The sequence below is a fragment of the Geminicoccus roseus DSM 18922 genome (assembly GCF_000427665.1).
GTDB lineage: Bacteria > Pseudomonadota > Alphaproteobacteria > Geminicoccales > Geminicoccaceae > Geminicoccus > Geminicoccus roseus.
In genome coordinates, this window is record NZ_KE386572.1 from 561,148 (window position 1) to 584,082 (window position 22,935).

General features: G+C 65.8%; 25 protein-coding genes. 11 read left to right on the forward strand and 14 right to left on the reverse strand.

Annotation, left to right across the window (positions count from 1 at the left end; translation table 11 throughout):
• The first annotated feature begins 220 nt into the window (after positions 1 to 220).
• Together GEMRO_RS0104020 and GEMRO_RS27435 are read left to right on the forward strand one after the other, a co-directional pair.
• Complete coding sequence (locus GEMRO_RS0104020) at positions 221 to 1,297, forward strand: AI-2E family transporter (RefSeq protein WP_051328669.1); 1,077 nt, start codon at positions 221 to 223, stop codon at positions 1,295 to 1,297.
• A 356-nt stretch (positions 1,298 to 1,653) separates the two neighbouring features.
• Positions 1,654 to 3,102, forward strand: a complete 1,449-nt coding sequence (locus GEMRO_RS27435) for an MltF family protein (protein WP_051328670.1) — start codon at positions 1,654 to 1,656, stop codon at positions 3,100 to 3,102.
• Between the two features lie 57 nt (positions 3,103 to 3,159).
• On the opposite strand, the gene GEMRO_RS0104030 is transcribed toward GEMRO_RS27435, so the two are convergent.
• Positions 3,160 to 5,370: an esterase-like activity of phytase family protein gene (locus tag GEMRO_RS0104030; RefSeq protein ID WP_027132990.1), complete on the reverse strand. Its 2,211-nt coding sequence runs from the start codon at positions 5,368 to 5,370 to the stop codon at positions 3,160 to 3,162.
• Positions 5,371 to 5,555: 185 nt separating this feature from the next.
• Between GEMRO_RS0104030 and GEMRO_RS0104035 the strand changes: the two genes are divergently transcribed.
• The 7 genes from GEMRO_RS0104035 to GEMRO_RS0104065 all read left to right on the forward strand — a co-directional run bounded on the left by GEMRO_RS0104035 (position 5,556) and on the right by GEMRO_RS0104065 (position 10,719).
• On the forward strand, positions 5,556 to 6,803 hold the full coding sequence (locus tag GEMRO_RS0104035; protein WP_027132991.1) for a Zn-dependent hydrolase: 1,248 nt from the start codon (positions 5,556 to 5,558) through the stop codon (positions 6,801 to 6,803).
• A gap of 235 nt (positions 6,804 to 7,038) precedes the next feature.
• The gene (locus GEMRO_RS0104040) at positions 7,039 to 8,124 is read left to right on the forward strand and encodes a 3-deoxy-7-phosphoheptulonate synthase (protein WP_027132992.1); all 1,086 of its coding nucleotides are present in this window, start codon (positions 7,039 to 7,041) and stop codon (positions 8,122 to 8,124) included.
• Positions 8,125 to 8,261: 137 nt separating this feature from the next.
• Positions 8,262 to 9,032 carry an ABC transporter ATP-binding protein gene (locus tag GEMRO_RS0104045; RefSeq protein WP_027132993.1) on the forward strand — a complete coding sequence of 257 codons (771 nt, stop codon included), beginning with the start codon at positions 8,262 to 8,264 and terminating at the stop codon, positions 9,030 to 9,032.
• A gap of 109 nt (positions 9,033 to 9,141) precedes the next feature.
• Positions 9,142 to 9,270 (forward strand): hypothetical protein, encoded by a 129-nt coding sequence (locus GEMRO_RS33240; RefSeq protein ID WP_084506507.1) that lies wholly within the window; start codon positions 9,142 to 9,144, stop codon positions 9,268 to 9,270.
• A 53-nt stretch (positions 9,271 to 9,323) separates the two neighbouring features.
• Positions 9,324 to 9,482, forward strand: coding sequence for a DinB family protein (locus tag GEMRO_RS35900; protein ID WP_407645418.1), 159 nt, complete (start codon positions 9,324 to 9,326; stop codon positions 9,480 to 9,482).
• A gap of 4 nt (positions 9,483 to 9,486) precedes the next feature.
• A complete protein-coding gene (locus GEMRO_RS0104060) occupies positions 9,487 to 9,921 on the forward strand; it encodes a DUF805 domain-containing protein (RefSeq protein ID WP_027132995.1) in 435 nt (144 codons plus the stop codon).
• 27 nt (positions 9,922 to 9,948) lie between these two features.
• Positions 9,949 to 10,719, forward strand: a complete 771-nt coding sequence (locus tag GEMRO_RS0104065; protein WP_027132996.1) for an enoyl-CoA hydratase/isomerase family protein — start codon at positions 9,949 to 9,951, stop codon at positions 10,717 to 10,719.
• Here GEMRO_RS0104065 and GEMRO_RS0104070 read toward each other — a convergent pair.
• Together GEMRO_RS0104070 and GEMRO_RS35120 are read right to left on the reverse strand one after the other, a co-directional pair.
• The gene (locus GEMRO_RS0104070) at positions 10,716 to 11,654 is read right to left on the reverse strand and encodes a sugar kinase (protein WP_027132997.1); all 939 of its coding nucleotides are present in this window, start codon (positions 11,652 to 11,654) and stop codon (positions 10,716 to 10,718) included. The two genes, GEMRO_RS0104065 and GEMRO_RS0104070, sit on opposite strands and share 4 nt — an antisense overlap.
• A gap of 117 nt (positions 11,655 to 11,771) precedes the next feature.
• Positions 11,772 to 12,110 (reverse strand): DUF1127 domain-containing protein, encoded by a 339-nt coding sequence (locus GEMRO_RS35120; RefSeq protein WP_035484715.1) that lies wholly within the window; start codon positions 12,108 to 12,110, stop codon positions 11,772 to 11,774.
• 122 nt (positions 12,111 to 12,232) lie between these two features.
• Between GEMRO_RS35120 and GEMRO_RS27450 the strand changes: the two genes are divergently transcribed.
• Together GEMRO_RS27450 and GEMRO_RS0104085 are read left to right on the forward strand one after the other, a co-directional pair.
• Positions 12,233 to 13,111 carry a LysR substrate-binding domain-containing protein gene (locus tag GEMRO_RS27450; RefSeq protein WP_051328671.1) on the forward strand — a complete coding sequence of 293 codons (879 nt, stop codon included), beginning with the start codon at positions 12,233 to 12,235 and terminating at the stop codon, positions 13,109 to 13,111.
• 166 nt (positions 13,112 to 13,277) lie between these two features.
• On the forward strand, positions 13,278 to 13,877 hold the full coding sequence (locus tag GEMRO_RS0104085; protein ID WP_157505449.1) for a hypothetical protein: 600 nt from the start codon (positions 13,278 to 13,280) through the stop codon (positions 13,875 to 13,877).
• A gap of 45 nt (positions 13,878 to 13,922) precedes the next feature.
• Here the strand turns inward: GEMRO_RS0104085 and GEMRO_RS0104090 are convergent, their stop codons facing one another.
• From GEMRO_RS0104090 to GEMRO_RS0104140, 11 genes are all read right to left on the reverse strand, one after another.
• Positions 13,923 to 14,309 carry a carboxymuconolactone decarboxylase family protein gene (locus GEMRO_RS0104090; protein ID WP_027132999.1) on the reverse strand — a complete coding sequence of 129 codons (387 nt, stop codon included), beginning with the start codon at positions 14,307 to 14,309 and terminating at the stop codon, positions 13,923 to 13,925.
• Positions 14,254 to 14,673 (reverse strand): MerR family transcriptional regulator, encoded by a 420-nt coding sequence (locus GEMRO_RS0104095; RefSeq protein WP_027133000.1) that lies wholly within the window; start codon positions 14,671 to 14,673, stop codon positions 14,254 to 14,256. The genes GEMRO_RS0104090 and GEMRO_RS0104095 overlap by 56 nt, the downstream gene beginning before the upstream one ends.
• A gap of 103 nt (positions 14,674 to 14,776) precedes the next feature.
• Positions 14,777 to 15,406, reverse strand: coding sequence for a dihydroxyacetone kinase subunit DhaL (dhaL, locus tag GEMRO_RS0104100; protein WP_027133001.1), 630 nt, complete (start codon positions 15,404 to 15,406; stop codon positions 14,777 to 14,779).
• Between the two features lie 8 nt (positions 15,407 to 15,414).
• Positions 15,415 to 16,410 carry a dihydroxyacetone kinase subunit DhaK gene (locus tag GEMRO_RS0104105; protein WP_027133002.1) on the reverse strand — a complete coding sequence of 332 codons (996 nt, stop codon included), beginning with the start codon at positions 16,408 to 16,410 and terminating at the stop codon, positions 15,415 to 15,417.
• A gap of 7 nt (positions 16,411 to 16,417) precedes the next feature.
• A complete protein-coding gene (locus GEMRO_RS27455) occupies positions 16,418 to 16,603 on the reverse strand; it encodes a hypothetical protein (protein WP_035484720.1) in 186 nt (61 codons plus the stop codon).
• Positions 16,600 to 17,688, reverse strand: coding sequence for an ABC transporter ATP-binding protein (locus GEMRO_RS27460; protein WP_051328672.1), 1,089 nt, complete (start codon positions 17,686 to 17,688; stop codon positions 16,600 to 16,602). The genes GEMRO_RS27455 and GEMRO_RS27460 overlap by 4 nt, the downstream gene beginning before the upstream one ends.
• Before the next feature lie 3 nt (positions 17,689 to 17,691).
• Positions 17,692 to 18,771 (reverse strand): ABC transporter ATP-binding protein, encoded by a 1,080-nt coding sequence (locus tag GEMRO_RS0104120; RefSeq protein WP_027133003.1) that lies wholly within the window; start codon positions 18,769 to 18,771, stop codon positions 17,692 to 17,694.
• 1 nt (position 18,772) lies between these two features.
• Positions 18,773 to 19,699, reverse strand: coding sequence for a carbohydrate ABC transporter permease (locus GEMRO_RS0104125; protein ID WP_084506509.1), 927 nt, complete (start codon positions 19,697 to 19,699; stop codon positions 18,773 to 18,775).
• The gene (locus GEMRO_RS0104130; protein ID WP_027133005.1) at positions 19,696 to 20,556 is read right to left on the reverse strand and encodes a carbohydrate ABC transporter permease; all 861 of its coding nucleotides are present in this window, start codon (positions 20,554 to 20,556) and stop codon (positions 19,696 to 19,698) included. Before GEMRO_RS0104130 ends, GEMRO_RS0104125 begins: the two co-directional genes overlap by 4 nt.
• Positions 20,557 to 20,624: 68 nt before the next feature.
• Complete coding sequence (locus GEMRO_RS0104135) at positions 20,625 to 22,055, reverse strand: ABC transporter substrate-binding protein (protein ID WP_169728308.1); 1,431 nt, start codon at positions 22,053 to 22,055, stop codon at positions 20,625 to 20,627.
• Between the two features lie 31 nt (positions 22,056 to 22,086).
• Positions 22,087 to 22,863, reverse strand: coding sequence for a DeoR/GlpR family DNA-binding transcription regulator (locus tag GEMRO_RS0104140; protein WP_027133007.1), 777 nt, complete (start codon positions 22,861 to 22,863; stop codon positions 22,087 to 22,089).
• Between the last annotated feature and the right edge of the window lie 72 nt (positions 22,864 to 22,935).

Below are 22,935 nucleotides of genomic sequence, written 5' to 3' on the forward strand. Positions count from 1 at the left end.
GTTCTACCGGCCCAAATAGTCGGATCATTCCCCCTCCTGATCTTACACAGACCAATGGGCACCTTGTTCCGTCGGGTCAAGACCGACGATCCTGGGCGCTTTTCGCAGGCACCGCCTCCGCCAGATCCTCCTCCCGGACCGGACAAAATGTGCGATCGGGAACGATTGCGATGCCTCCCGGTTGCCGATCCGAAAACCCGATCGGGTGGAGTGGAATTTGATGATGTCGCAAGAGCCCCGGGTCGGCCGAAGCCCCCTGGACCGGCACAAATCCAGAACGGCCACCGCGATCTGGTCGGCCATCGGGATCGCACTGGCGCTGGGGATCGTGGCGCTGGTCCATGAAGCGCTGCTGCTGTTCTTCGCGGGTGTCCTGCTGGCAGTGTTCCTGCGGGCACTGACCCGTCGGCTGGCCGGCTGGACCAACCTGCCGGAATCGGCCTCGCTCGCGATCGTCCTTCTTTTCCTCACCGCCCTTGGCGTTGGGGGCCTCCTGTTCGCTGCGGGCCCGGTGTCCAGCCAGATCCAGGAACTGCTGGAGCAGGCCCCCCGCAGCTGGGATCGCCTGCAGGATGTCGTCGCCCAGCGACTTCCCGATGAGGGACCGCTGGCCGACGCCCCGCAGAAGCTTGCCGAGGCCGACAGCTCGCGGATCGTCGAGTTGATGGGGACTGGTTTCGGCGCCGTCACCCGCGCCCTGGGGGCAGTGGGAAGCGGATTCGTGATCCTGATCCTCGGCATCTATCTGGCGGCCGACCCGCCTCTCTACCGGCGGGGTGCCGTGCGTCTGCTGCCGTTGCGCTATCGGGGCCGGGCCATCCAGGTCCTGGAGCTGGCCGGAGAGAAGCTGGAGGGCTGGATTCTCGGCACCCTGATCTCGGCCAGCATCGTCGGCACGCTGACCTGGGCGGGGCTGTGGCTGCTGGGGATCCCGATGGCGCTGATCCTGGCACTGATCGCGACCGTGCTCACCTTCGTGCCGAACATCGGCCCGCTGGTGTCGGTCGTCCCTGCGATCCTGGTGGCGCTGGGCGAAGGTTGGGCCATCGCCGCCGCCGTCCTGGCTCTTTATGTCGTGGTGCAGACCATCGAGAGCTACCTGATCACGCCGGTGATCCAGCAACATACCGTAGACCTGCCGCCGGTCGTCATTCTGGTCTCGCAGATCGCCATGGGCATCCTGTTCGGAGTACTGGGCGTGGCGATCGCCATGCCGCTGGCCGCCGTCGCGATGGTTGCGATCCAGGAGCTATGGGTGAAAGACCAGATCGAGCATCGCCCCGTGCACGAGGGCTGACTGGCGACCGCCGTCGCTCAAGCCGTCTGTCGAGGTGGGTGTCAGATCAGGCGGCCTGTCCGGCACGCATCGTTCTGTTGCGTTCCTGCTTTCTTGCGGCCGGGATGACGGAGATTGGAGTCGCGCGAGCCATCCCCGGCTAGAGGCGGAGGTCGTGAAGCTGCAAGCTGCCCAATGGGGCTGTTGCGCCCGCATGAGCACGGGGAAAGGGGCGTACCAAGCATTCCAGTGCGGCTCCTGCCAAAAAAGCACATCGCCGAGTCTCACCGGCTGATCCTCAGCCCTGTCCCCACAAGTGACATTGCGGCTTCCTTCGGATTTAGCTCATAATTTATGAAAGTTGTTCGGAGAGCACGTTGCTGTCCCTGCCGCCACCCCGCCGGCTCCTGTCCCGTCGCCTCCTGCTCACGGCCGCCACCGCGACTGCTCTGCCGTTCCGGCTGAGGGCCAGCGAGGACTTCGGCGCACCAAGTGCCGAGATCGATCCCTTGATGCGGGTGGCGCTCGCCCCCTGGACCGGCGACCTGGACGGGATGATCAAGCGTGGCTTTGTCCGCATAGCCGTGCCGTTCGGGCTGGCGACCTGTTTCTTCGACGGCCCCCATACGATCGGGCCGACCTATGATCTCCTGATGGAGTTCGAGAAGTCGCTGCGTCAGAGCCTGGGCAAGCGAGGGGCCGGCCTGTCCCTGATGATCCTGCCAACAGCGCGCGACGACCTGTTCCCGGCGCTGCTCGAAGGGCGGGCCGACATCGCCGCCGGCAACCTGACCCTGACCTCGGAGCGGGCGGCAGTGGTCGATTTTGCCAAGCCGTTCCGGAGCGACGTGCGCGAACTGCCGGTCACCGGCCCGGCGATGCCGGTCCTGCGCAGCTTCGAGGACCTGCTCGCGACCGAGGTGCATGTGCGCCGCTCGTCGAGCTTCTTCGAGCATCTGAGCGAGTTGAACGCGCAGCGGGCGGCGGCTGGACAGCGACCAATCCCTGTGGTGGCGGCGGACGAAAACCTTCAGGTCGAGGACCTGCTGGAAATGGTCAATGTCGGCCTGATCCCGGCCACGATCGCCGACGATCCGGAGGCGCTGTTCCTGGCCCAGGCACTGCACCAGATCAGGGTGCACGAGGATTTTCCGCTGCGGGACAACCAGCAGATCGGCTGGGCGGTACGCAAGAACAGCCCCAAGCTGCGTCAGCAGATCGATGACTTCATGGAACGCAACGCGAAAGGCACCCTGATCGGCAATGTGATCATCGGCAGATATCTGGGCGATATCGATTGGATCAGGAACTCGTTATCCGAACAGGATCAGCAGCGCTTGCGGGAGATTTCGAGCTTTATCCAGACCTACGCCACTCGCTATGCGTTCGACTGGCTGATGATCACCGCCCAGGCCTATCAGGAATCCGGCCTGGACCAGTCCAAGCTCAGCCCCAGGGGTGCGGTAGGGGTCATGCAGGTTCTGCCGACCACCGCCGCGGATCCGAATGTCGGCATCCCCGAGATCCAGGAACTCGAGCCCAACATCCATGCCGGGGTAAAGTATCTGCGCTTCCTGAAGGACCGCTATTTCAGCGAGCCCGGCATGACCTCGCTGGACCGGTTGTTGTTCTCGTTCGCCGGATACAATGCCGGCCCGAGCAGCATCAGAACGGCCCGGACCGAGGCGGCCCGGATGGGCTATGACCCCGATGTCTGGTTCAACAGCGTCGAGATCGCGGCCGGGCGCACCATCAGCCGCGAGCCGGTGACCTATGTCCGCAACATCTACAAGTACTATGTGGCCTATCGCCTGCTGACCACCTGAGGACGGCAGGAGGAGGAAGCCTGCCCACCATCCTCAATGGTGGGCAGGGCTTTGGCGTCAGTTGCTGGCGGGCAGCGCCCCCAGGTCGAGGAAGCGGCTCTCGCCCAGGGAGTCGTCGACCCCGTCATTGTCGGAGACCATCACGAGGCGACCGTCCGGCAGCATCGCCAGCCCTTCGATCTTCTCGATGGTCCAACCGTTCAGCCCCTGCAGGACCGGCAGGATATTGACGGCGGTGGTCTTGTCGACGACCGGCAGATCCTGGCCAGCGGGCATGGGCGTCACGTCGCTGAGATCGACCAGGGTCACCTTCTTGATCGCCGCTGCCGGGCCGCCCTGATTGTCGCGCTCGATCAGCGCCAGGCGCTGGTCGTCCAGAGCGGTCACCTCCGACAGGCCCACCCAGCCCTTCCCGGCAGGCGCATCCAACGGATACCGCACGAAGGTCCACTCGCCAGTGGCAGGAGCATAAAAGGCGAGCTTGGCGTGGTTCTCGGGATCGTCCTTCCAGCCACGCTGGATGGCGACGACGACACGTTCCTCGTCACCTTCACCGATGAGGGCGACGCCCTCGAAGCCGAATCGGATCGCCTGGTCCGCGATCTCCTTGGGCAGTTCGATTTCCTTTTCGACCGCACCGTCGGCGGACACGGCGAGCAGGATGTTCTGGGTCGGGTTCTTCTCCCGCTCCATGTTGCCTTCAGATGCCAGCCAGAAGCCGCCATCGGCGCGCAGGGCGATGCCTTCCAGATCATAGCCGAAGGGTTGACCGTCCTTGGTCACCTGGATGGACCGCACGATCTCGGCAGGCTTCTTCGAGACGTCGACCTCGAAGATCTTCGAGGTGGCATAATAGCTGTCGGAGACGGCGAACAGCTTGCCGTCCGACCCCGCGACCATGCCGGACAAGGCACCGAACCCGATCGGCGCACCGTCGTGGTCGGTCGAGACAATCGAGGGATAGGAGGGGTTCTCGGTCCCGTACTCGTACACCATCACGTTGGAACGGACAGCGTCCTCGGCCGAATCGACCTCGGCGGCAACCACGAACAGGTTGCGCTCCGGGATCGCGAGCAGCCCTTCGGGGGCGACGCCCGTGGGCAGCACCTGCCGGAACTCGGGAGCGGCATCGGCACCCTTATCGGCGAACACCGACACCATGTTGGCCCGCTCCGAGCCGACGAAGATCAGTTCCTCGCCGCCGAACGTGCCGACCTCGATGCCTTCCGGCTCCCCGCCCTTCTTCGACGCGCGGCTGGCCGGGTAGTGGCCGTGCCGGATCGCCAGATGCTCCAGCAGGTTGCCGCTGTCGTAGAGCACCTCGCCGCTCTGGTCGAAGATGGTGAAGCCGCGCGATCCGCCCTTCCAGTCGCCCTCGTTGGCCGTCACGACCCGGTTCCCGGACAGCCAGCCGATCGCGTCGGGCTCGCGCGCAACGTCCTTCAGGCTGCCGTTCGGCTCGATCACCTTGTCCTTGGAGGTCGGGATCCGGTCGAGATCCACCGAGCCTGCCGGGAAGTTGCCGGTCACCTCGCCGCTGGCCGCGTCGACCAGCACGATGTGGTTGTTCTCCTGCAGCGTCACCGCGACGATGCCGGCCTCGTTGATGTCGACGAATTCCGGCTCCGGATCATCGCCGGCGATCGCAGCCAGCCCTGTCACGTCGACCTTGCGGGCGCTGTCGCAGTTGGCGGGCATGCCATCGCCGTCGAGGTCCAGGATCGACAGATGGCCGGGCGGCATCTGCGGGATGGCACCGTCGTTCAGGTCCTCATCCCGTTCGTTCTCGATCGCGACTGCAAGGTACTTGCCGTCCTTGCTCGCGGCGACCGAATCCGGCTGGCCGCCGACATCACAGCGGGCCGCGACCTTGCGTGAAGCGAGGTCGACCGCCACCACCTCGCCGGAAGGTTTGGTATAGCTCGCCGAGGTGTTGACGCCGACCAGGACCGTGCTGCCGACCACGGTGACCGAGGTCGGCTCGCCATCCATCTCGATCTCGCCCAGGGGCTTGGGCGCCTTGGGATCGGTGATGTCGATGAAGCCGATCCGCTCGTTCGGGCTGTTGCTGTAGACCAGCGTCATGCCGTCCGGGCTGGCCGTGATGATCTCCGCACTGGTCTCCGTGGCCGGATCGGCACCGTCCGGAAGATTGGTGTAGACGGGGAAGGTCGCGACCCGCTCGAAATACGCGGCCGAGGCGGGTGCTGCCGCCATCACCAGGGCACTTGCCGCGCCCACCATCAGATGCTGCCTCAGACGCCTCATGCCTCGTCCCCCGCAATGATGCCGTGTTGTCCATCGACTGTGCCGGGGTTTGGAGCCCGTCCGAGACAGTCTCATGATCGTCTTGCGACAGCTCCATGGCGGGGATGCCTGGCCGGCCTGGACATCGGCGCTGCAGCGGCATAGCCCTTCGAGCTGGCAGTGTGCAGGAAAGCGCGAGAGATCCGATGAGCCCGAAGCCCAGCAATCTCCACATCGACGGCCGCCGCTTCTGGGACTCGCTCATGGAGATGGCGAAGATCGGCGCCACGCCGAAGGGTGGCTGCAACCGGCAGACGCTGACCGACCTGGACAAGCAGGGCCGCGAGTTGTTCCAGTCCTGGGTCGAAGCGATCGGCTGCACCGTCGAGGTCGACGAGATGGGCAACATGTTCGCGCGGCGGGCGGGCAAGCGGGACGACCTGCCCCCGGTGGTGATCGGCAGCCATCTCGATACCCAGCCCACCGGCGGCAAGTTCGACGGGGTCGCCGGGGTGCTGTGCGGGCTGGAGGTGCTCCGCACCCTGCACGATGCCGGATACGAGACCGACCATCCAGTGATGGTGGTGAACTGGACCAACGAGGAGGGCTCGCGCTTCTCGCCGGCGATGCTCTCCTCGGGCGTGTGGGCCCAGGCGTTCACCAAGGAATGGGCCTACGGGATCAAGGATCGCGACGGCAAGAGCTTTGGCGACGAACTGGCGAGGATCGGTTTCAAGGGAGATCGTCCCTGCCAGCCGGCCGACTGGAAGTGCCATTTCGAGTTGCACATCGAGCAGGGCCCGATCCTCGAGGCCGAGGACAAGCAGATCGGGGTGGTGACCGGCGTGCAGGGGATCCGCTGGCTGGACGTGACCATCACCGGCAAGGAAAGCCATGCCGGGTCCACGCCGATGCCCAGGCGCAAGGATGCGCTGGTCGCAGCCTCCAAGGTGATCACCGCCCTGGACGAGATCGCCCGCCGCCATGCGCCGGCTGCGGTTGCGACGGTGGGCGAGATCAAGATCGCCAAGCCCTCGCGCAACGTCATTCCGGGCGAGGTCTGGTTCACCGTCGACCTGCGCCACCCGGACAGCGCCACCGTGGACGCCATGGAGGAGGAACTGCGCCAGGCTGTCGGATCGGCCTGTGAGCGCGACGGGCTTCCCTCGAATGTCGAACGGCTCTGGGACTCGCCACCTGTGCAGTTCCATCCGGATTGCATCGACGCGGTCGAGGCCGCCGCGAAGGAAGCCGGCTATGCCTACCGCAAGCTGGTGAGCGGCCCTGGGCACGACAGCGCCTACACGGCGCGCCACGTCCCGACGTCGATGATCTTCATTCCCTGCAAGGATGGCCTGTCGCACAACGAGGAGGAGTCGGCGAAGCCCGAGGATCTGGCGGCAGGCTGCGAGGTGATGCTGCGGGCGGTGCTCACGATGGCCCAGGCTGGGTAGGTCGGTGGGAACGCAAGTCCCTGCGTGACATCGAACGGCAGGTCGGCTATGGGCGTCTGATGATCGTCATGCGCACCAACCACTACTTTTCGTTTTTTGGCTACCGCAGGCCAAGGGCGGAGGTACGGGTGCGCGCGATCGGATGAAGTAAGCGAAGCAGACCCGGAACAGCCGCCAGCCAACCTGGCGGCTTTTTTGTTGCCGCCGGTATGGCCCGACTTCAGGAGTACATACCGTGTCGACGACCACCGACGATCTACGCATCCGAGAGATCAAGGAACTGAGCAAACCCGCGGACGTGATCCGCGAGCTGCCGCGCAGCGATGCCGCGACCCGCACCGTGGTCGAGGGACGCCAGGCGCTGCAGGGGATCCTGCATGGCACCGACGACCGGCTGGCGGTGGTGATCGGTCCCTGCTCGATCCATGACCCCAAGGCCGCCCTGGATTATGCCGAGCGGCTGGCCACGCAGCGCCGGCGCTTTGCGGGCGAGCTCGAGATCGTCATGCGCGTCTACTTCGAGAAGCCGCGCACCACGGTCGGCTGGAAAGGTCTGATCAACGACCCCGACCTGGATGGCAGCTTCCGGATCGACAAGGGCCTGCGCCTGGCCCGCGGCGTGCTCTGCGATGTCAACGACCTGGGCATTCCGGCGGCCTGCGAATTCCTCGACATGACCACCCCTCAGTACATCGCCGATCTGGTCGCCTGGGCGGCGATCGGCGCACGCACGACGGAAAGCCAGGTCCATCGCGAACTCGCCTCCGGCCTTTCCTGTCCAGTGGGCTTCAAGAACGGCACCGACGGCAATGTGCGGATCGCGGCGGAAGCGGTGATGTCGGCATCCAGCCCGCACCACTTCCTGGCGGTCACCAAGGAGGGGCTTTCGGCCATCGCATCGACCGCCGGCAACGAGGACTGCCATATCATCCTCCGTGGCGGCAAGACGCCCAACTACGATGCGGCCAGCGTGGCGGCAGCCTGCCAGGAGGCGGCCCGCTGCAAGGTCAACCAGCGGCTGATGGTCGATGCCAGCCATGCCAACAGTTCCAAGAAGCCGGAGAACCAGCCCCTGGTGCTCGAGGACGTGGCCCGGCAGGTGGCAGCCGGCGAAACCCGGATCATGGGCGTCATGATCGAAAGCAACCTGGTGGCGGGGCGGCAGGAACTGGCCGCCGGCAGGCCGCTGGTCTACGGGCAGAGCGTCACCGACGGCTGCATCGACTGGGACACCTCGGTGGCCGTGCTGGAAATACTCGCCAAGGGCGTCCAGGCCCGCCGGGCGCGGCAGGCACAGGCGGTGGACCGGCTGGCAAGCTGATCCGGCCCAAGAGACAGGCGCCCGCACCGGCTCTAGGCGGCGCGGGCGCCTGCCCCTAGGCTTGAAGGGGGGCGACAGCGGGATCGGACAAGGTGCAAAGCTCGACCACAACGCGTTCGACGGCGACGGACCATCCGGTGGTCGAGGCGCGCGGCCTCGATCTGGTCTTCCAGACAGCCGATGGGCCGGTCCATGCCCTCTCCGACGTGTCGTTGCCGATCGAGAAGGGCGCATTCGTCTCGCTGATCGGGCCATCCGGCTGCGGCAAGACCACCCTGCTCCGGGTCATTGCCGACCTGGAGCAGCCGACCGGAGGGACGATCTCGGTCAACGGGGTCAGCCCGGAACGAAATCGACAGGAACGTGGCTACGGCTACGTGTTCCAGGCCCCTGCCCTCTATCCCTGGCGGACGGTCGAGAAGAACGTGACCCTGCCGCTCGAGATCATGGGGATCGGCTCGGCCGAGCGTCGGGAGCGGGCGCGGCGCAACCTGCAGCTGGTCAATCTGGAAGGTTTCGAGAAGAAATATCCCTGGCAGCTGTCCGGCGGCATGCAGCAGCGGGTCTCCATCGCCCGCGCCCTGGCCTTCGAGCCGCAACTCCTGCTGATGGACGAGCCGTTCGGGGCGCTCGACGAGATTACCCGCGATCACCTGAACGAGCAGTTGCTTCAACTGTGGCGCAGCACTGGCAAGACCGTCGTGTTCGTGACCCACTCGATTGCCGAGGCGGCCTTCCTGTCGACGCGGATCGTGGTGATGTCGCCGAGGCCCGGCCGGATCCTGGAGGTCATCGACAGCGACTTCCCAAGGGACCGCACGCTCGACATCCGGGAAACCGCCAAGTTCGCCGAGATCTCGAAGCGCATCCGTGATGGCCTGCGTGCCGGCCATTCCTATGACGACTGATAGAGCATGCAGACAACCGGCTCGTCTTGCTCCTTCCACAGATCCGACCATGAGCCTACTGGTTGACCATTTCCGCACCCTTGCCCGTTACAACGAGTAGGCGAACCGGGTGCTGTACAGGGCGGTGGCGGACCTGCCGGATGAGGACTACCGCAGGGAGCTCGGCGGCTATTTCGATGCAATCCACGCCAAGCTCAACCATCTCCTGTCCATGGACCGGCCCGGCGCATCACGGTGATCTGCATGTGCCTGGACGATGATCGCTTGGCCGCTCCTCTCGCCTGGACCTCGATGGATGGAGAACAATCGAGCGCGCCTTTGCGGCACGTGCTGACTCATGCCTTCAACCACCAGACCCATCATCGAGGCCAAGTCCACGCCATGTTCACGAGGCTTAGACGGAGCGAGCCGGTCCTGGACTATTACCACACCATGTTTTCCCAGGGTTGAACGCATGGACGAGGATGCGGCGCCGGCCGAGCGCCCGGAATGGTTCTCGACGGTCGGCCGGCGTGGCCGCCTGTCGTTCCTGATGAACTTCCTGTTCGTGAACATTGGCATCGGAATCATCACCGCGATCGCAGGCTCAATGGAAGGGCTGCTGACCTCCCTCATCGTCGCCGGCTGCTCGATCGGCGGAGGCTGGGTCAACATTTGCCTGACAGCACAGCGCCTGCACGACATGGACCGAAGCGGCTGGCTTCAGGTCATCCCGTTCCTGGCAGCCCTGCTCGGGGTGACGCTGCTGGCTTCCGACGATCCGTTGTGGGACGGGTTGGGCGTGGTATTCCTGCTCGCTGGATGCCTGGGCTTCTCCCTCTGGCTCCTGTTCACGCCGGGAACGGCCGAAAGCAACCGATATGGCCCAAGGCCACCGATAGCCACCTGACCTCAAGACGGAGCGCCTGCCTCTACCATGCCCAACGATGACCATGTCCGCTGGTCCAAGGACGGCGGGATCGGCCGGATCACCTTGCACCGGCCTTCGCGCCGGAACGCGCTGACCGCCGGGATGTGGGAGACCCTCGTGCATCTGGCGACCGAGCGGGTGCTGTCAGAGAATGTCCGCGCGCTCGTGCTCACGGGAGCAGACGGCGCGTTCTGCTCGGGCAACGACATCGAGATGCTGCAGAACTGCCTGGTCGATCAGGCGGCAACCCATCGATTCCACCAGCTGGTGGATACTGCGTTGCAGGCGATCCGCGACCTGCCGATGCCGACGATCGCGGCGGTGGACGGACCCTGCTTCGGCGCCGGCTTGATGCTGGCGACCGCTTGCGATCTGCGGGTCGCTTCGCCTAGCGCCCGGTTCTGCGCGCCTCCGGCCAAGCTCGGCCTCGTCTACGGCATCGGCGAGACGCGCTCCCTGGTGCGGCTGGTGGGCCCGGCACGCGCAAAGGAGATGCTTTTCTCGGCGCGGGTGGTGGGGTGCGACGAGGCCCTGCGGATCGGATTGGCAGAACGCCAAAGCGATGGACCGGCGGTCGACGCGGCCGAAGCGCTGGCCAGGGAGGTCGCCGACCTGTCGCCAATGACCCACCGGGCCAGCAAGCTCCTGGTCGATGCTGCCGCGGCAGAGGTCGCGCAGCAGCCATGGATGGACCAGCTGCGCGATGGTGCGACCGCTACCAGCGACTTCCGGGAAGGCTACGCCGCCTTCGTGGCGAAGCGGCGGCCGCGCTTCTAGTCGACCGCTCCGGTCGCCTGGAACTTTTCGACCTGGGCGCGACGCGGGATCGGCGCAACGGCGCCATGGCCCAGGGTCGACAGTGCTGCTGCCGCATTCGCATAACGGCCCGCAGCGAACGGATCGCGCTCCTTCAGCCAGCTCGCCAGAAACGCGCCGTCGAACACGTCCCCTGCCCCAGTCGCGTCCACCGCCTCCACCTTGCAGACCGGAATGACCTCGACCCGCTCCGGGGTAGCAATCATGGTTCCGTTCTTGCCCATGGTCAGCGCCACCACAGCCGGGCCCAGGGCGAGATAGTAGCGGCAGATGGCTTCCGGATCGTCCAGTCCGGTGAGCTGGCGGGCATCGTCCAGGCCCGGCAGCAGCAGGTCGACCGAACGCGCCGTGGCATCGACAATCGCCCGAGCCCGGTCGAGCGGCCAGAGGCGCAGGCGCAGGTTCGGGTCGTAGGCAACGATGGTGCCCGCCTCGCGGGCCACACGGATCGCATGGAAGACCGCATCGCAGGCGGATGTGGAGATGGCCTGGCTGATCCCGGACACATGCATCGCGGTGGCACGGCGGATCAGGTCCGCCGGCACGTCATCGGCCTTGACCAAGGCCGAGGCTGAGCCTGCGCGCCGGTACGAGAACTCGTGCCCGTCCGGCCCATAGGAGATGAAGTAGATTCCGGTCTGGCTGTCCTTGGGGACCGCCACGAAACTGCGATCGACGGCTTCCCGATCCCAGAGATCCAGGAACGCGCGGCCGAATGGATCGTCGCCGACGGCTCCCATGAAGGCGGTCCTGGCCCCCTGGCGGGCGGCCGCGACGATGACGTTCGACGTGTCGCCTCCCAGCCCCGGCAGGAACAGCCGCTCTCCGGCCCGCTCGACCTCCGCGAACTCCATCAGGGGCTCACCAAATCCAACGAGGTCGAATTCGCGCTGCATCCTCATCTCCTGGGCATGACCGACCCAGGGCTCTTGAGCGGATCGCCGGAAGAAACGCAAGCGTCCACGCCCGGCTCGTCATGCCCGGGCGTGGTACGCTGCACCCTGTGCGGGTCGTCAGTAGTAGCGAGGAGACCGGCTCATCGCCGCCCGCCGCCGCTGGGTCTCCAGGGTATCATAGTCGAGAGGCGTCCAGAACGGCTGGAGCGTCTCACGCTCGACATCGGCCCGGCTGAGGCCGATGTCGCTCAAGACATGGTCGGGCAGGCGCTGCAGATCGCGTCGGGCGCGCCAGTCCGACCAGAGGCGCATGAGGAACGGGATGACGCCGGCCGGTCGGTTGCGGTCGCTGACCCTTGCCTGGCTGACCTTCGGCGCGATCTTCGCAGTCGAAACCAACTGCGCGGTCGATGGCAGGGCATGGGACTTCACCTGCCGGCTGCTCTCGGCATACATCACTCGTCTCCAGGTGTTCGAGGTCGAGACGACCTCACGCTCCGAAGATTGGCTTGTCTGAAGCCATCAATCCAACGCATAATTTTGATCGTTCAGTTCAATGATGTTGATGCGAGATTGTCATGGACCGTGTGCTCGATCCTGACCTGCTTGCCACCCTCGTGGCGATCGCGGAGACCGGCAGCTTCACCGGCGCTGCCGAACGTGTGCTGCGCAGCCAGTCGGCGGTCAGCATGCAGATCAAGCGCCTGGAGGAGATGGTGGGCCGCCCATTGTTCCTCCGGGAAGGACGCACCGTCACCCTGACCGCTGCAGGCGAGGCATTGCTGCTGCACGCCCGCCGCATCCTGCGCGCGCACCGGGAAGCGATCGCGGAATTCTCGGAGCGCGAACTTGCGGGCGAGGTCAATATCGGCACCCCCGATGACTATGCGGCCACCTACCTGCCATCGATCCTGAGCCTGTTCACCGAAGCTCATCCGAAACTCACCCTGAACGTTGTCTGCGAACCTTCCTTGGCGCTTTCGCAGCGGATTCGTGAGGGCAGTGTGGACATCGCCCTGACCACCCGCGGGAATGGCGAGGTCGGCGGCACGATCGTGCATACCGAACCTTTGATGTGGATGGGTTCCAAGCAGCACTGCATCCACGAGCGCGATCCGCTGCCCCTTGCCGTGTTCGGCGAGCACTGCTGCTTTCGCCAGGCGATGATGCGCAGCCTGGCCGAGCAGGGACGGCAGGCGCGCATTGCCCTCGTCTCGGTATCGATCGCGGGAATCTACGCGGCCATGGATGCCGGGCTTGCCGTGTCCTGCCTGGCCGCGAGCAACCTCACGCCCTCTCTGCGCAGCTTCGGCCGTGCCGATGGCTTTCCGGAGCTGCCGGACGTGCAGATCCTGATCCAGCGTGCGGCGGGTCGCCGGTCCTTGGCCCTGGACGAGCTGGAGGAGCGCATCGTCGACCACTTCCGACGATGGCATAGGGTGCCCCAGGCCGCTTGATTCTCCGGAAGCGCCCGGCCTTCCCCAGGATGTCGCCAGCCTCTCCGGCTGAATGCGATCCCCTCGCCCTGTCCGCCCGGATCAGGCAGTCTTCCGGCAGAGCCGGACAAGCGCCAGCACGGCAGGAAGCCGTGGCGATCGGACCGGCCGAACCGAGGAGAGCGTCATGCGTCTTGTTCTTGCCGCCGTCGCGGCGGTCTCGCTGCCCCTCGTTGCAGCCTGTAGTCCGGACATGGGCTCAGGTACACCTGCCGCGACCGCCTCCACCGCTCCGACCACCGTGTCGGAGGTCAGCCAGGAAGTTCTGGCCACGGTGGAAGGCGTCGACATGAGCAGCCGCATCCTGACCCTGCGCCGTCCGGATGGCACCAAGGAAGTCGTCTATGCGCCCGCCGAGGTGAAGAACCTCCCGCAGGTCCAGATCGGCGACCAGGTCGTCGTGACCTACGTGGCCTCGATCAGCGCAGCCAAGATAGGCAGCGACGCTGTGCCCACGGCTGTCCTGGACGAGGGCGTGATGGCAGCCCCCGAGGGAGGGAAGCCGGGTGTCGCTGCCGGCAGCACCGTCACCACGACCGTCACCGTCGAGGACTACGACCCGTCGACCCACATCGTCACCTTCACCGGCCCGAACGGTATGCAGCGTACCGCCGAGATCCAGCGGCCCGAGATGCGAGCCTTGGCTGGCAGCCTGAAGAAGGGCGATCAGGTCGAAGTCATCCTGAGTGAAGCAGCGGCCGTGACCATCCAGCGGCCGGAGTCCTGAAATGAGGCGGCGCAGCCGGGCAGAACCCAGCTGCGCACGCCAAAGTCACTCCCGCGCCGCGAACACCTCCTTGGCGGCGAACAGCCCGTTGAGCGCTGCCGGGAAGCCGGCATAGACTGCCATCTGGATGATGGTCTCGGTGATCTCGTCACGGGTGAGACCAACGTTCAGCCCGGCTTCGATATGCACCTTCAACTGCGGGGTTGCTGTGCCCATCGCGGTCAATGCCGCGATGGTGGCAATCTCGCGGCTGCGCAGGTCGAGGCCCGGCCGCGTGTAGACGTCCCCGAACGGGAACTCGATGAGCATCTTCGCGAAATCGGGCGCAATTTCGGCCAGCGCCTCGATCACCCGCTCGCCGGCCTTCCCGTCGATCTCAGCCAGCGCCCGCGCGCCGCGCGTGTAGCGGTCGTCCACCTGGTTGCTCTGCATCGTCGATCTCCTCCGCATCCAGACCGCCGTAACTGGCGATCTTGCTGTCGAGGACGCGAAGGCAGGCCTGCTGCTCGGCCACGTGGGCACGCACCCGCTCGCGATGCGCCCGCAGGATGGCCTGGCGCTCGCTTGCGGTTCCGGCGCCCGCCATACGCAGACGTGCGTAGTGCAGCATCTCGCGGATCGGCATGCCGGTGGTCTTGAGGCGGCCCAGGAACTCGATCCATACCAGGATGGAGGGGTCATAGTCCCGTTGCTTCGCCTGCGTGCGCACGGCGAACGGCAACAGCCCGATCCGCTCATAGTAGCGGATCGTATGGGCGCTGAGGCCGCTCCTCCGTGCCAGCTCACCGATCCTCATCGCCTGCCTTCGACGTCATGGACGATCAGGCTCATACGAGTTCGAGCGCACTCGAAGTCAACCGCCAATGCAGGCTTCCGGCGGTGGTCCCGTCAGGTCCGACCTATGCCTCGGTGGCGGTCGCGAACGCGTCCAGGATGATGCTGACCGAGATCGCGCCGGGATCGGGATGGCCCAGGGCACGCTCGCCCAGGGTCCGCGCCCGGCCGAACTGGGCCACCATGTCCTTGGTCTTCTCCACTCCTTCCTCGGCGGCCTTGGCAGCTGCCCGGGCGGCTGCGGGAAGGCCGGCTTCGGCATAGGAGCGCGCTGCCTGGGCCGCCGGCGCCAGCGCGTCGAGCATGGTCTTGTGACCGGGCTCGGCCTTGCCGCGCGCCTGGACCGCCTTCTGTCCCTCTTCCAGCGCCGTGGCATAGGCCGGGGCATCCAGCCCGTCCTCCGGCAGCACCTTGCCGGCCCCGGTGAAGAAGGTGCCGAACACCGCGCCGGAGGCGCCGCCGCTGGTGCTGACGATCGCCATGCCGACCGTCTTGAATAGGTCGCCCACCGTAGCGGCAGGCTTCTTGTCGAGCGCCTCCTTGGCCGCCTTGAAGCCCCGCGCCATGCCGAGGCCATGGTCGCCGTCGCCGATCGCCTGGTCGGCCTTGGTCAGGCGCTCGGTGCTGGCGATGATGGCGTCGGCGGCGGCCAGGAGCGCGGCCTTGGTCTGGTCGACGGTGAGGCGGTCGGACATCGGGAACCTCAGTGCTGGGTGAACGGAAGCGACTGGCAGGGCGCCTCGATCAGGCGCTCCAGCTCGTCGTCGAGACGGACCAGGGTAATCGAGAAGCCGGCCATCTCCTGGGACGTGAAGTACGCGCCCATGTCGGTGCGCGCCACCTCGATCCCGTACCCGGCCAGGAGGGCGCGAGCCCTGCGGTTGACGATCAGAAGCTCCATCTGGGTGGTGGCGCCCAGGTTGTTGAGCAGCATGGCGACCCGGTCGCCCTTCTGGAATGGCAGGTCGCGCACCAGCCGGTCGATCATCTTGGTGGTCAGTTCGTCGGCGGGCATCAGGTCCGAGCGCTCCACCCCGGCCTCGCCGTGAACGCCCAGGCCGATCTCGATCTCGCCCTCTCCCAGCTCGAAGGTCGGCTCGCCGGTCTCGGGCAGCGAGCCTGCCCGTACCGCGACCCCGATCGTGCGGACGTTGGCCTGGGCCTTGCGCACCACCGCCTCGGCTTCCTCCAGGGTCTTCGCCTCGGCGCAGGCCGCACCGGCGATCTTGACCATGTAGAAGGCACCGCCGATGCCGCGCCGCCCCTCGAGGTCCGGCGTGGCCACATCGTCGGTGACCAGGACGGTCCGCACCTCGATCCCGTCCTCGGCCGCCATCTCCGCGGCCATGTCGAAGTTCAGCACGTCCCCGGCATAGTTGCCGTAGAGATAGAGGACCCCCTTGCCACGGTCGGCGGCCTTGGTGGCTTCGTGGATGAAGTTCGGTGGCGGCGAGGCGAAGATGTTGCCGGCCACGCTGACATCGGCCAGCCCCTTGCCGACATAGGCGGAGTACATCGGCTCGTGGCCGGACCCGCCACCGACCAGGAGCGCCACCTTGCCCTCCTCGATCTCGGACCGGATCAGGACGGGCACGTCGTCGAGCTTGCGCAGCCTGCCATGCGACGCCAGCACCAGCCCGTCGAGCACCTCGGCAACGATGTTTTCGGGGTCGTTGATGATCTTCTGGATCTTGGACATGGAGGCCTCAGGAATTCGGGTCGGAGGTGGGCTTGGGCGGCGAGAGGTGATCCAGCACGATGAACAGGATCACGCCGGCCAGGATGACCGGAAAGCCGGAGCTGTACAGCAGCTCGGAGAAGGGCTGGCACATCATCACGACGCCCAGCAGGATCGCGGCCGTGGCGACGTGATACCAGGTCTGGCGGGTCATGCGGCTCTCCTGCCTTCGGGCGGGCCGACACGCTTGCCGGTGCCGGCATCGAAATGGAACTCCTTGCCCGGCGGCAGGCGGAACCAGATCGAATCGCCCTGCTGCACCGACAGGTCGAGTTCGACCACCTTGCGGAAGCGATGGCCGCCGGCACGGATCTCGATGGCCTTGTCCCGGCCGCGGAAATCGGTGGCCCAGACCTTGCCCTCGACAAAGCCGTGGGCGGCCTTCACCGACAGTTCCAGGTCCTCCGGCCAGATGCCCACGATCAGTTCCTGCCCTTGCGGGCCAACCGGCGGCAGCACGATCGGCAATCCCTCGATGCCGGTGCCGTCGCGGCCGGTCCGGGCCGGGAACTGCGCCATGGACGGGCTGCCGACGAGCTTGCCCACCGAGGCATGCTGCGGGTCCTCGATGATCTGGCCGATCGTGGCGCACTGCAGGATGCTGCCGTTCTCGATCAGCGCCATGCGGGTCGCAATCGCGGCGGCGCTGGGATAGTCGTGAGAGGCATAGACCACCGTCGCACCGGTCGCCTGGTACATCGCCTTGATCTCGCCCTGCAGGCTTTCCCGCAGCTTCAGGTCGAGGGCCGAGAGCGGCTCGTCCAGCAGATAGACGCGCGGCCGGCGCACCAAGGCACGGGCAATCGCGACCCGCTGCTTCTCCCCGCCGGACAACTGTTCGATCCGCCGGTCCAAGAGGTGGGCGATGCGCAGCGTCCGGGCAGCCTGATCGACCTCGCGCTTCACCTCGTCCTCGGGCCGCCGATAGATCGGCGAGCGCAGCGGGAAGGCGATGTTGTCGAACACCGGCAGAGTCGGCAGCAGGTTGAACCCTTCGAACACCACCGCCACGTCGCGCTCGCGCGGCGAGGTGTGGGTGACGTCCTGGTTGTCCAGATGAACGGAGCCCTTGTCCGGCTTCTCCAGGCCCGAGATGCAGCGCAGGGTCGTGGTCTTGCCGGCGCCGGTCGGGCCAAGAAGAGCCAGGACCTCGCCTTCTTCCAGGTCGAAGCTGATGTCGCGCAGCGCCTGCTTGATGCCGAAGGACTTGGACAGGCCGTTCAGTCGGAGCACCGTCATTGTTCAGGCCACCGGCAGTCGCACGCCATCCGGCGTGAAGTAGAAGATCTTGGCGGGATCGAGATGCATCGTATCAGGCACCTGATCTTCCGGACCGGGCGGCAGCACGCCCTTCCAGACCTGTCCGGACAGCTCGAAGTCGACGAAGCGCTCCCGGCCGATGGCGTAGCTCGTAGGACGATGCACCGGGATGGCGCCATAGTCACCCTGGGATGCGGGGGTGAGCGAATGGGGCCGGATGCCGACCTTGCCGCGCGGCAGCCCGCTCCTGCGCAGGGCAGCCAGGTGCCGGTCCGGCAGGCGAATCGGGACCTGGGCATCGCCGAGCACGACCCCCTCATCGGTGAAGGCCGCATCGATCAGGTTGACGCTGGGCGAGCCGATGAAATGGGCGGCGAACTCGTCGACCGGATCGTCGAACAGCTCGGCGGGCGGACCGGCTTGGACGATCTTGCCGTTGCGCATCAGAACGACCCGGTCGGCCAGCGACATCGCCTCACGCTGGTCGTGGGTGACGTGGATCGTCGTCATGCCCAGCTCCTTCTGAAGGTGGCGGAGCTCCCAGCGCATCTCCTCGCGGAACTGCTCGTCGATCGCCGACAGAGGCTCATCCAGGAGCAGGACGCGCGGCTCGCGGACGACTGCCCGGGCGAGCGCCGCCTTCTGCCTGGCGCCTGGCGGCAGCGTGCCCGGGCGGCGGTCGAGGATCTCGTCCAGGTCGAAGATCTTGTTCATCCACGCGATCTTGCGGGTGATGTCAGCCTTGCTCTCCCCCCTCGCCCGCAACGGGAAGGCGATGTTGTCGCGCACCCTGAGATGCGGGTAGAGCGAGACGAACTGGAAGACCATCGCCACCTGACGGACACGGGGCGGCAGGTGAGAGACCTCGTCCTGGTCGAACAGGATCTTGCCGGAGGTCGGCTGCTCCAGGCCCGCGATGCAGCGCAGGGTGGTGGTCTTGCCGCATCCCGAAGGGCCGAGCAGCACCACGAACTCGCCCTGCTCGAAGGCGATCGAGATGTCGTCGACCGCCGCGACGGCGCCGAAGCGGACCGACAGGTTCTCCAGTGCTACGCGCGCCATGTCAGTCCTGCCTGCCCTGCTGGGTGAGAAGCCGCACGAAGATCAGGGACAGCCCGGTGATGATCACCAGGATGATCACCGCGAACGCCGAAGCCTGGCCGGTATAGAAATGGCTGAACGCGATCTTGCCCAGGCGGAAGGCGACGGTCTCAGTGTCCGAGCCGGGCCCGCCCCCGGTCATCGCGAAGAACAGGTCGGACTGCTTGAAGGCGTCGATCAGGCGCAGGAGGAAGGCGATCAGGAGGATCGGCATCGACATCGGCAAGGTGACGCGGGTGAAGCGGAAGAACGGCGAGGCGCCGTCGATCTCGGCCGCCTCGTTGATGTCGGTGGGGATGCCGCGGAAGGCCGCGGTCGCCAGCAGGATCACGAACGGCGTCCACATCCAGGCATCGGCGATGACCACGGCCCAGAGCGCGTTGGTCGGCACGCCCAGCCAGTCGATCTTCTCGAAGCCCAGGAGGGTGACGAGATAGTTCATCACGCCCCACTCGGAGTTGAACATGTAGCGCCAGAGAAAGCCCACCACGATCGGGCAGAGCATCATCGGCAGCATGGCGACCGTGAACAGCAGGTCGCGGCCCCTGAAATTGCGCTGGAAGGCATAGGCGACCGCGACGCCGAGCAGGAACTGCACCACCACGGTGGCCAGCACGAACTGCCCGGTGAAGATGAAGCGCTCCCAGATCGAATCCCGCGACAGGAGCCGGATGTAATTGTCCAGGCCGATGAACTCCGAACCCTTGGCCGGGTTCAGGATCGAGAAGTTCAGGGTCGAGTAGTAGAGCAGCGAGATGAACGGGTAGGCCACCATCAGGATCAGGATGGCCAGCGCCGGCAGCATGAACAGGCCGCAGATGGTGCGGTCGGAAACCGCCTTGGGGATCTTCTTGCCGGGCGTCGCGGCCATGGGGATAGCCTGCCTCATGTCCGGCTCCTCCCCAGCACGCCGAACGTCATGCCCATCAACAGGTACTTGCGGATCATCCAGAAGAAGATCGCCACCGGGATTACCAGCACCACGCCGGCCGCACAGATCTGCGCCCACTCGATCCCGGTGGCGCCGGTCGCCGAGGAGATCTTGACCGGCAGGGTCTTGGCCTGGGTGGTGGCCAGGATCGTGGAGAAGGCGAACTCGTTCCAGGCGAAGATGAAGCAGAAGCCCGCGGTAGCGGCGATCCCGCCGCGCACCATCGGCAGGACCAGGTGCCAGAACGCGTAGAGACGGGTGTAGCCGTTCACCAGGGCGATGTTCTCGATCTCCTCCGGCACCCCGTCGAAGAAGCCCTTCATGATCCAGGTGGCGAGACCGAGATTGATGAAGATCATCACCAGGATCAGGCCGGTGCGGGTATCCGACAGGCCCAGGCGCGAGAACATCACGTGGTAGAACACCAGGACCGCCACCGGCGGGATCATCCGGGTGGAGAGCGCAAAGAACATGAAGTCGTCGCGACCGCGAAAGGCGAAGCGCGAGCAGGCATAGCCGGCCAAGGTACCGAACGCGACGGCCAGCGCCGTTCCGACCACCGAGATCACCACTGAATTGATCAGCGCGTCGGTCAGTCCCATGGCCGTCGCGGTCTGCGCGGCCTCGCCCAGGCCGAACACCGCGCGATAGCCGGTGAGATCAGGCGAGAAGATCAAGCTGGGCGGCCAGGTGAACAGTTCCTGGCGATCCTTCAGGGACGAGAGCACCAGCCACAGCAGCGGCCCGCAGGCGTAGAGCATGTAGATGCCGATGACGATCGCCGGCAGCACGATCGGTTGGCGATGAAGCGACATGGGCTAGGATCTCGTCCGTGGCTTGGGTCAGGACGACGCCCACCTCGGTGGGCGTCGTCCCCGGTCGGTCACTCGGTCGGAAGTTCCTCGACCTCGTCCTTGCCGACCGGTGCGATCACCGTATCCGGCACTTCCGGCGTCTCGTCCGAGCGGACGATCTCATAGCCGGCATCCTCGAAGACCTCCTCATGGCGCTCGGCCGCCTCGTCGAGCGCTTCCTGGACGGTCTTCTTGCCCGAGATCGCGTTGGAGACCTCCTCCTGCAGGATATCGAGCAGGACGTTGTACTCGGGCAGATGCCAGTAGTCGTTGGTGTACTCCAGCGCCTGGGCGAACTGCTTGTTGTAGCTGTTCAGATCCTGCCACTCGGGACTGTCCAGCACCGATTTCAGGCCGGTCTGGCAGACCGCGGCGTAGCGCTTCTGCTGCTCGGGCTGGAAGTACCACTCCATGAACTTGACCAGCTGCGGGATCTTCTTGGAGTAGGTGTTGATGCCCATCCCCTGCCCGCCGACCGAATACTGCCGGCGGAACTTGCCGTCCCGACCGATGGCGCCCGGCAGGTTGCCGAAACCGGTCACGTCGGCATACTTGTTGATCTTCGGGTCGGAATTGGAGCCGTTGAAGTAGTACCACTGCATCGCCATGGCGAGCTTGCCCTGCTGGAACGCAGCGCTGACCTCGTCATAGCCCCAGTTCTGGCTGCCGGGCGGGCCGTAGTCGAACATGTCGACATAGAACTGCACGCCATCCACGGATGCCGGGGAATTCAGGTAGCCTTCCGCCTCGAACGTCTCCGGGTTGTAGAGCTCGCCGCCGAACGACCACATGAACGAGTTCGAGGCGGTGGTGGCGAAATCGTATTCGCGGCCCCCCATCTGCCCCCAGCCGAACAGGCCCTCGTCCGGACGCGTGAAGAACTCGGCGATCTCCTTGGCATCCTGGTAGGTCTGGGGGACCTTTAGATCCTTGCCGTACTTTTCCTTGAAGGCCGCCTGCTCCTCCGGATCCTCGAACAGGTCCTTGCGCCACATGAAGCCGTAGGCGTCCTGGTTGATCGGCAGCCCCCAGTATTTGCCGGAGCCATCCGGATACTCGCCATAGCGCGAGAGGGACGCCGGATCGAACAGCTCCGGCTTGAGGACCTCAGAATCCTCAAAGACCTTGTTGATCGAATAGGCATGGCCGCCGCCGGCGAACTCGGCGGTGGACTGGCTGTCCCACATGGCAAAGTCGAAGCCGTCGCCCTGGATCGCGAACTCCGACGCGATCTTGTTGTGCCATTCTGGCCCATAGGGGACCAGCGCCGGCACGATGGTGACGTTCTTGTCCGGGTAGTCCTTGGCGATGTCGACCACGGCATCCGCGCAGGTGCCGGCATGCCAGATGAAGGTCAGCGTCTCGGCGGCGGATGCCGGGCTGCTCAGGCCGGCCACCGCCAGCATGACAGCGGCACTGGCGCCGCTCCAATTCCTGCTGATCCGTCGTTTCGTCTTCATTATATTTCCTCCCTCGAACACTCGCTGAAATCTAGGGATCGGCCTGCCACGGAACCGGCTCGAGCCGCACCCCGTCCCTCTGCAGCGCCTGATGCACATCCGGCGCAAGGCCTTCGGTGACCAGCACACTATCGAAGTCGCGCAGCGGGGCGAACAGGTTCAGCGCCGAACGACCGACTTTGGATCGATCGAAGGCAAGCACCGAGCGTTCGGCCACCGCCTTCATCGCCAGCTTGGCCCGGATGATGTCGGGATCGTGCAGATAGGCGCTGGTGCCGCGGACCGCCGAGGTCGAGAAGACGGCAAGATCGGCGCGCAGGCGGCCGACCCCGGCCTCGCAGATCAATCCGAAGAAGGCGTTCCCAACGGGATCATAGGTGCCGCCGAGCGAGATCAGGGTCACCTCGTCGACCCGGCGGAAACTCTCGATCACCTTCAGGCCATTGGTGATCACGGTGAGCGGGCGCTTGCTGTCCAGGAATGGAACGATGCTGGCGGCGGTCGACGAATCGTCCAGGATGATCGCCATGCCGGGCTCGACCTGGTCGGCGATCCGGGCAGCGAGCGCCGCCTTTTCTTCGCGGTTCTGCCGCTCGCGGTAGGCGTAGTCCCCCTCGAACACGATGCTGGTGGTCAGGGTGACGCCGCCACGGACCTTTCGGACCAGACGCTGCTCCACCAGCCGGTCAAGGTCGCGATGCACCGTCATCTTGCTGACGCGCATCTCGGCGACGAGATCCTCCACCGAGGCATTCTCATGGATGCGCAGGTATTGAAGCAGCGCCTCCCGGCGCACCTCGCCACGCATCCCGCCTCCCAGTTCATGATGTTATCTGCGCCTGGATGTAACAGCCGAATCTGGGATCGCAACAGTTTAATC

Bases quoted from the DNA above. Each gene is read 5' to 3' on its own strand.
- GEMRO_RS0104030 (WP_027132990.1), bottom strand. From the start codon at position 5,370: ATGAGGCGTCTGAGGCAGCATCTGATGGTGGGCGCGGCAAGTGCCCTG.
- GEMRO_RS0104085 (WP_157505449.1), top strand. From the start codon at position 13,278: ATGCGTCTTGTTCTTGCCGCCGTCGCGGCGGTCTCGCTGCCCCTCGTT.
- GEMRO_RS27460 (WP_051328672.1), bottom strand. From the start codon at position 17,688: ATGACGGTGCTCCGACTGAACGGCCTGTCCAAGTCCTTCGGCATCAAG.
- GEMRO_RS0104130 (WP_027133005.1), bottom strand. From the start codon at position 20,556: ATGTCGCTTCATCGCCAACCGATCGTGCTGCCGGCGATCGTCATCGGC.
- GEMRO_RS0104095 (WP_027133000.1), bottom strand. From the start codon at position 14,673: ATGAGGATCGGTGAGCTGGCACGGAGGAGCGGCCTCAGCGCCCATACG.
- GEMRO_RS27455 (WP_035484720.1), bottom strand. From the start codon at position 16,603: ATGACCCGCCAGACCTGGTATCACGTCGCCACGGCCGCGATCCTGCTG.
- GEMRO_RS0104090 (WP_027132999.1), bottom strand. From the start codon at position 14,309: ATGCAGAGCAACCAGGTGGACGACCGCTACACGCGCGGCGCGCGGGCG.
- GEMRO_RS0104060 (WP_027132995.1), top strand. From the start codon at position 9,487: ATGGACGAGGATGCGGCGCCGGCCGAGCGCCCGGAATGGTTCTCGACG.
- GEMRO_RS0104070 (WP_027132997.1), bottom strand. From the start codon at position 11,654: ATGCAGCGCGAATTCGACCTCGTTGGATTTGGTGAGCCCCTGATGGAG.
- GEMRO_RS35120 (WP_035484715.1), bottom strand. From the start codon at position 12,110: ATGTATGCCGAGAGCAGCCGGCAGGTGAAGTCCCATGCCCTGCCATCG.
- GEMRO_RS27450 (WP_051328671.1), top strand. From the start codon at position 12,233: ATGGACCGTGTGCTCGATCCTGACCTGCTTGCCACCCTCGTGGCGATC.
- GEMRO_RS0104120 (WP_027133003.1), bottom strand. From the start codon at position 18,771: ATGGCGCGCGTAGCACTGGAGAACCTGTCGGTCCGCTTCGGCGCCGTC.
- GEMRO_RS0104035 (WP_027132991.1), top strand. From the start codon at position 5,556: ATGAGCCCGAAGCCCAGCAATCTCCACATCGACGGCCGCCGCTTCTGG.
- GEMRO_RS0104140 (WP_027133007.1), bottom strand. From the start codon at position 22,863: ATGCGTGGCGAGGTGCGCCGGGAGGCGCTGCTTCAATACCTGCGCATC.
- GEMRO_RS0104125 (WP_084506509.1), bottom strand. From the start codon at position 19,699: ATGAGGCAGGCTATCCCCATGGCCGCGACGCCCGGCAAGAAGATCCCC.
- dhaL (WP_027133001.1), bottom strand. From the start codon at position 15,406: ATGTCCGACCGCCTCACCGTCGACCAGACCAAGGCCGCGCTCCTGGCC.
- GEMRO_RS0104020 (WP_051328669.1), top strand. From the start codon at position 221: ATGATGTCGCAAGAGCCCCGGGTCGGCCGAAGCCCCCTGGACCGGCAC.
- GEMRO_RS0104065 (WP_027132996.1), top strand. From the start codon at position 9,949: ATGCCCAACGATGACCATGTCCGCTGGTCCAAGGACGGCGGGATCGGC.
- GEMRO_RS0104105 (WP_027133002.1), bottom strand. From the start codon at position 16,410: ATGTCCAAGATCCAGAAGATCATCAACGACCCCGAAAACATCGTTGCC.
- GEMRO_RS35900 (WP_407645418.1), top strand. From the start codon at position 9,324: ATGGATGGAGAACAATCGAGCGCGCCTTTGCGGCACGTGCTGACTCAT.
- GEMRO_RS0104135 (WP_169728308.1), bottom strand. From the start codon at position 22,055: ATGAAGACGAAACGACGGATCAGCAGGAATTGGAGCGGCGCCAGTGCC.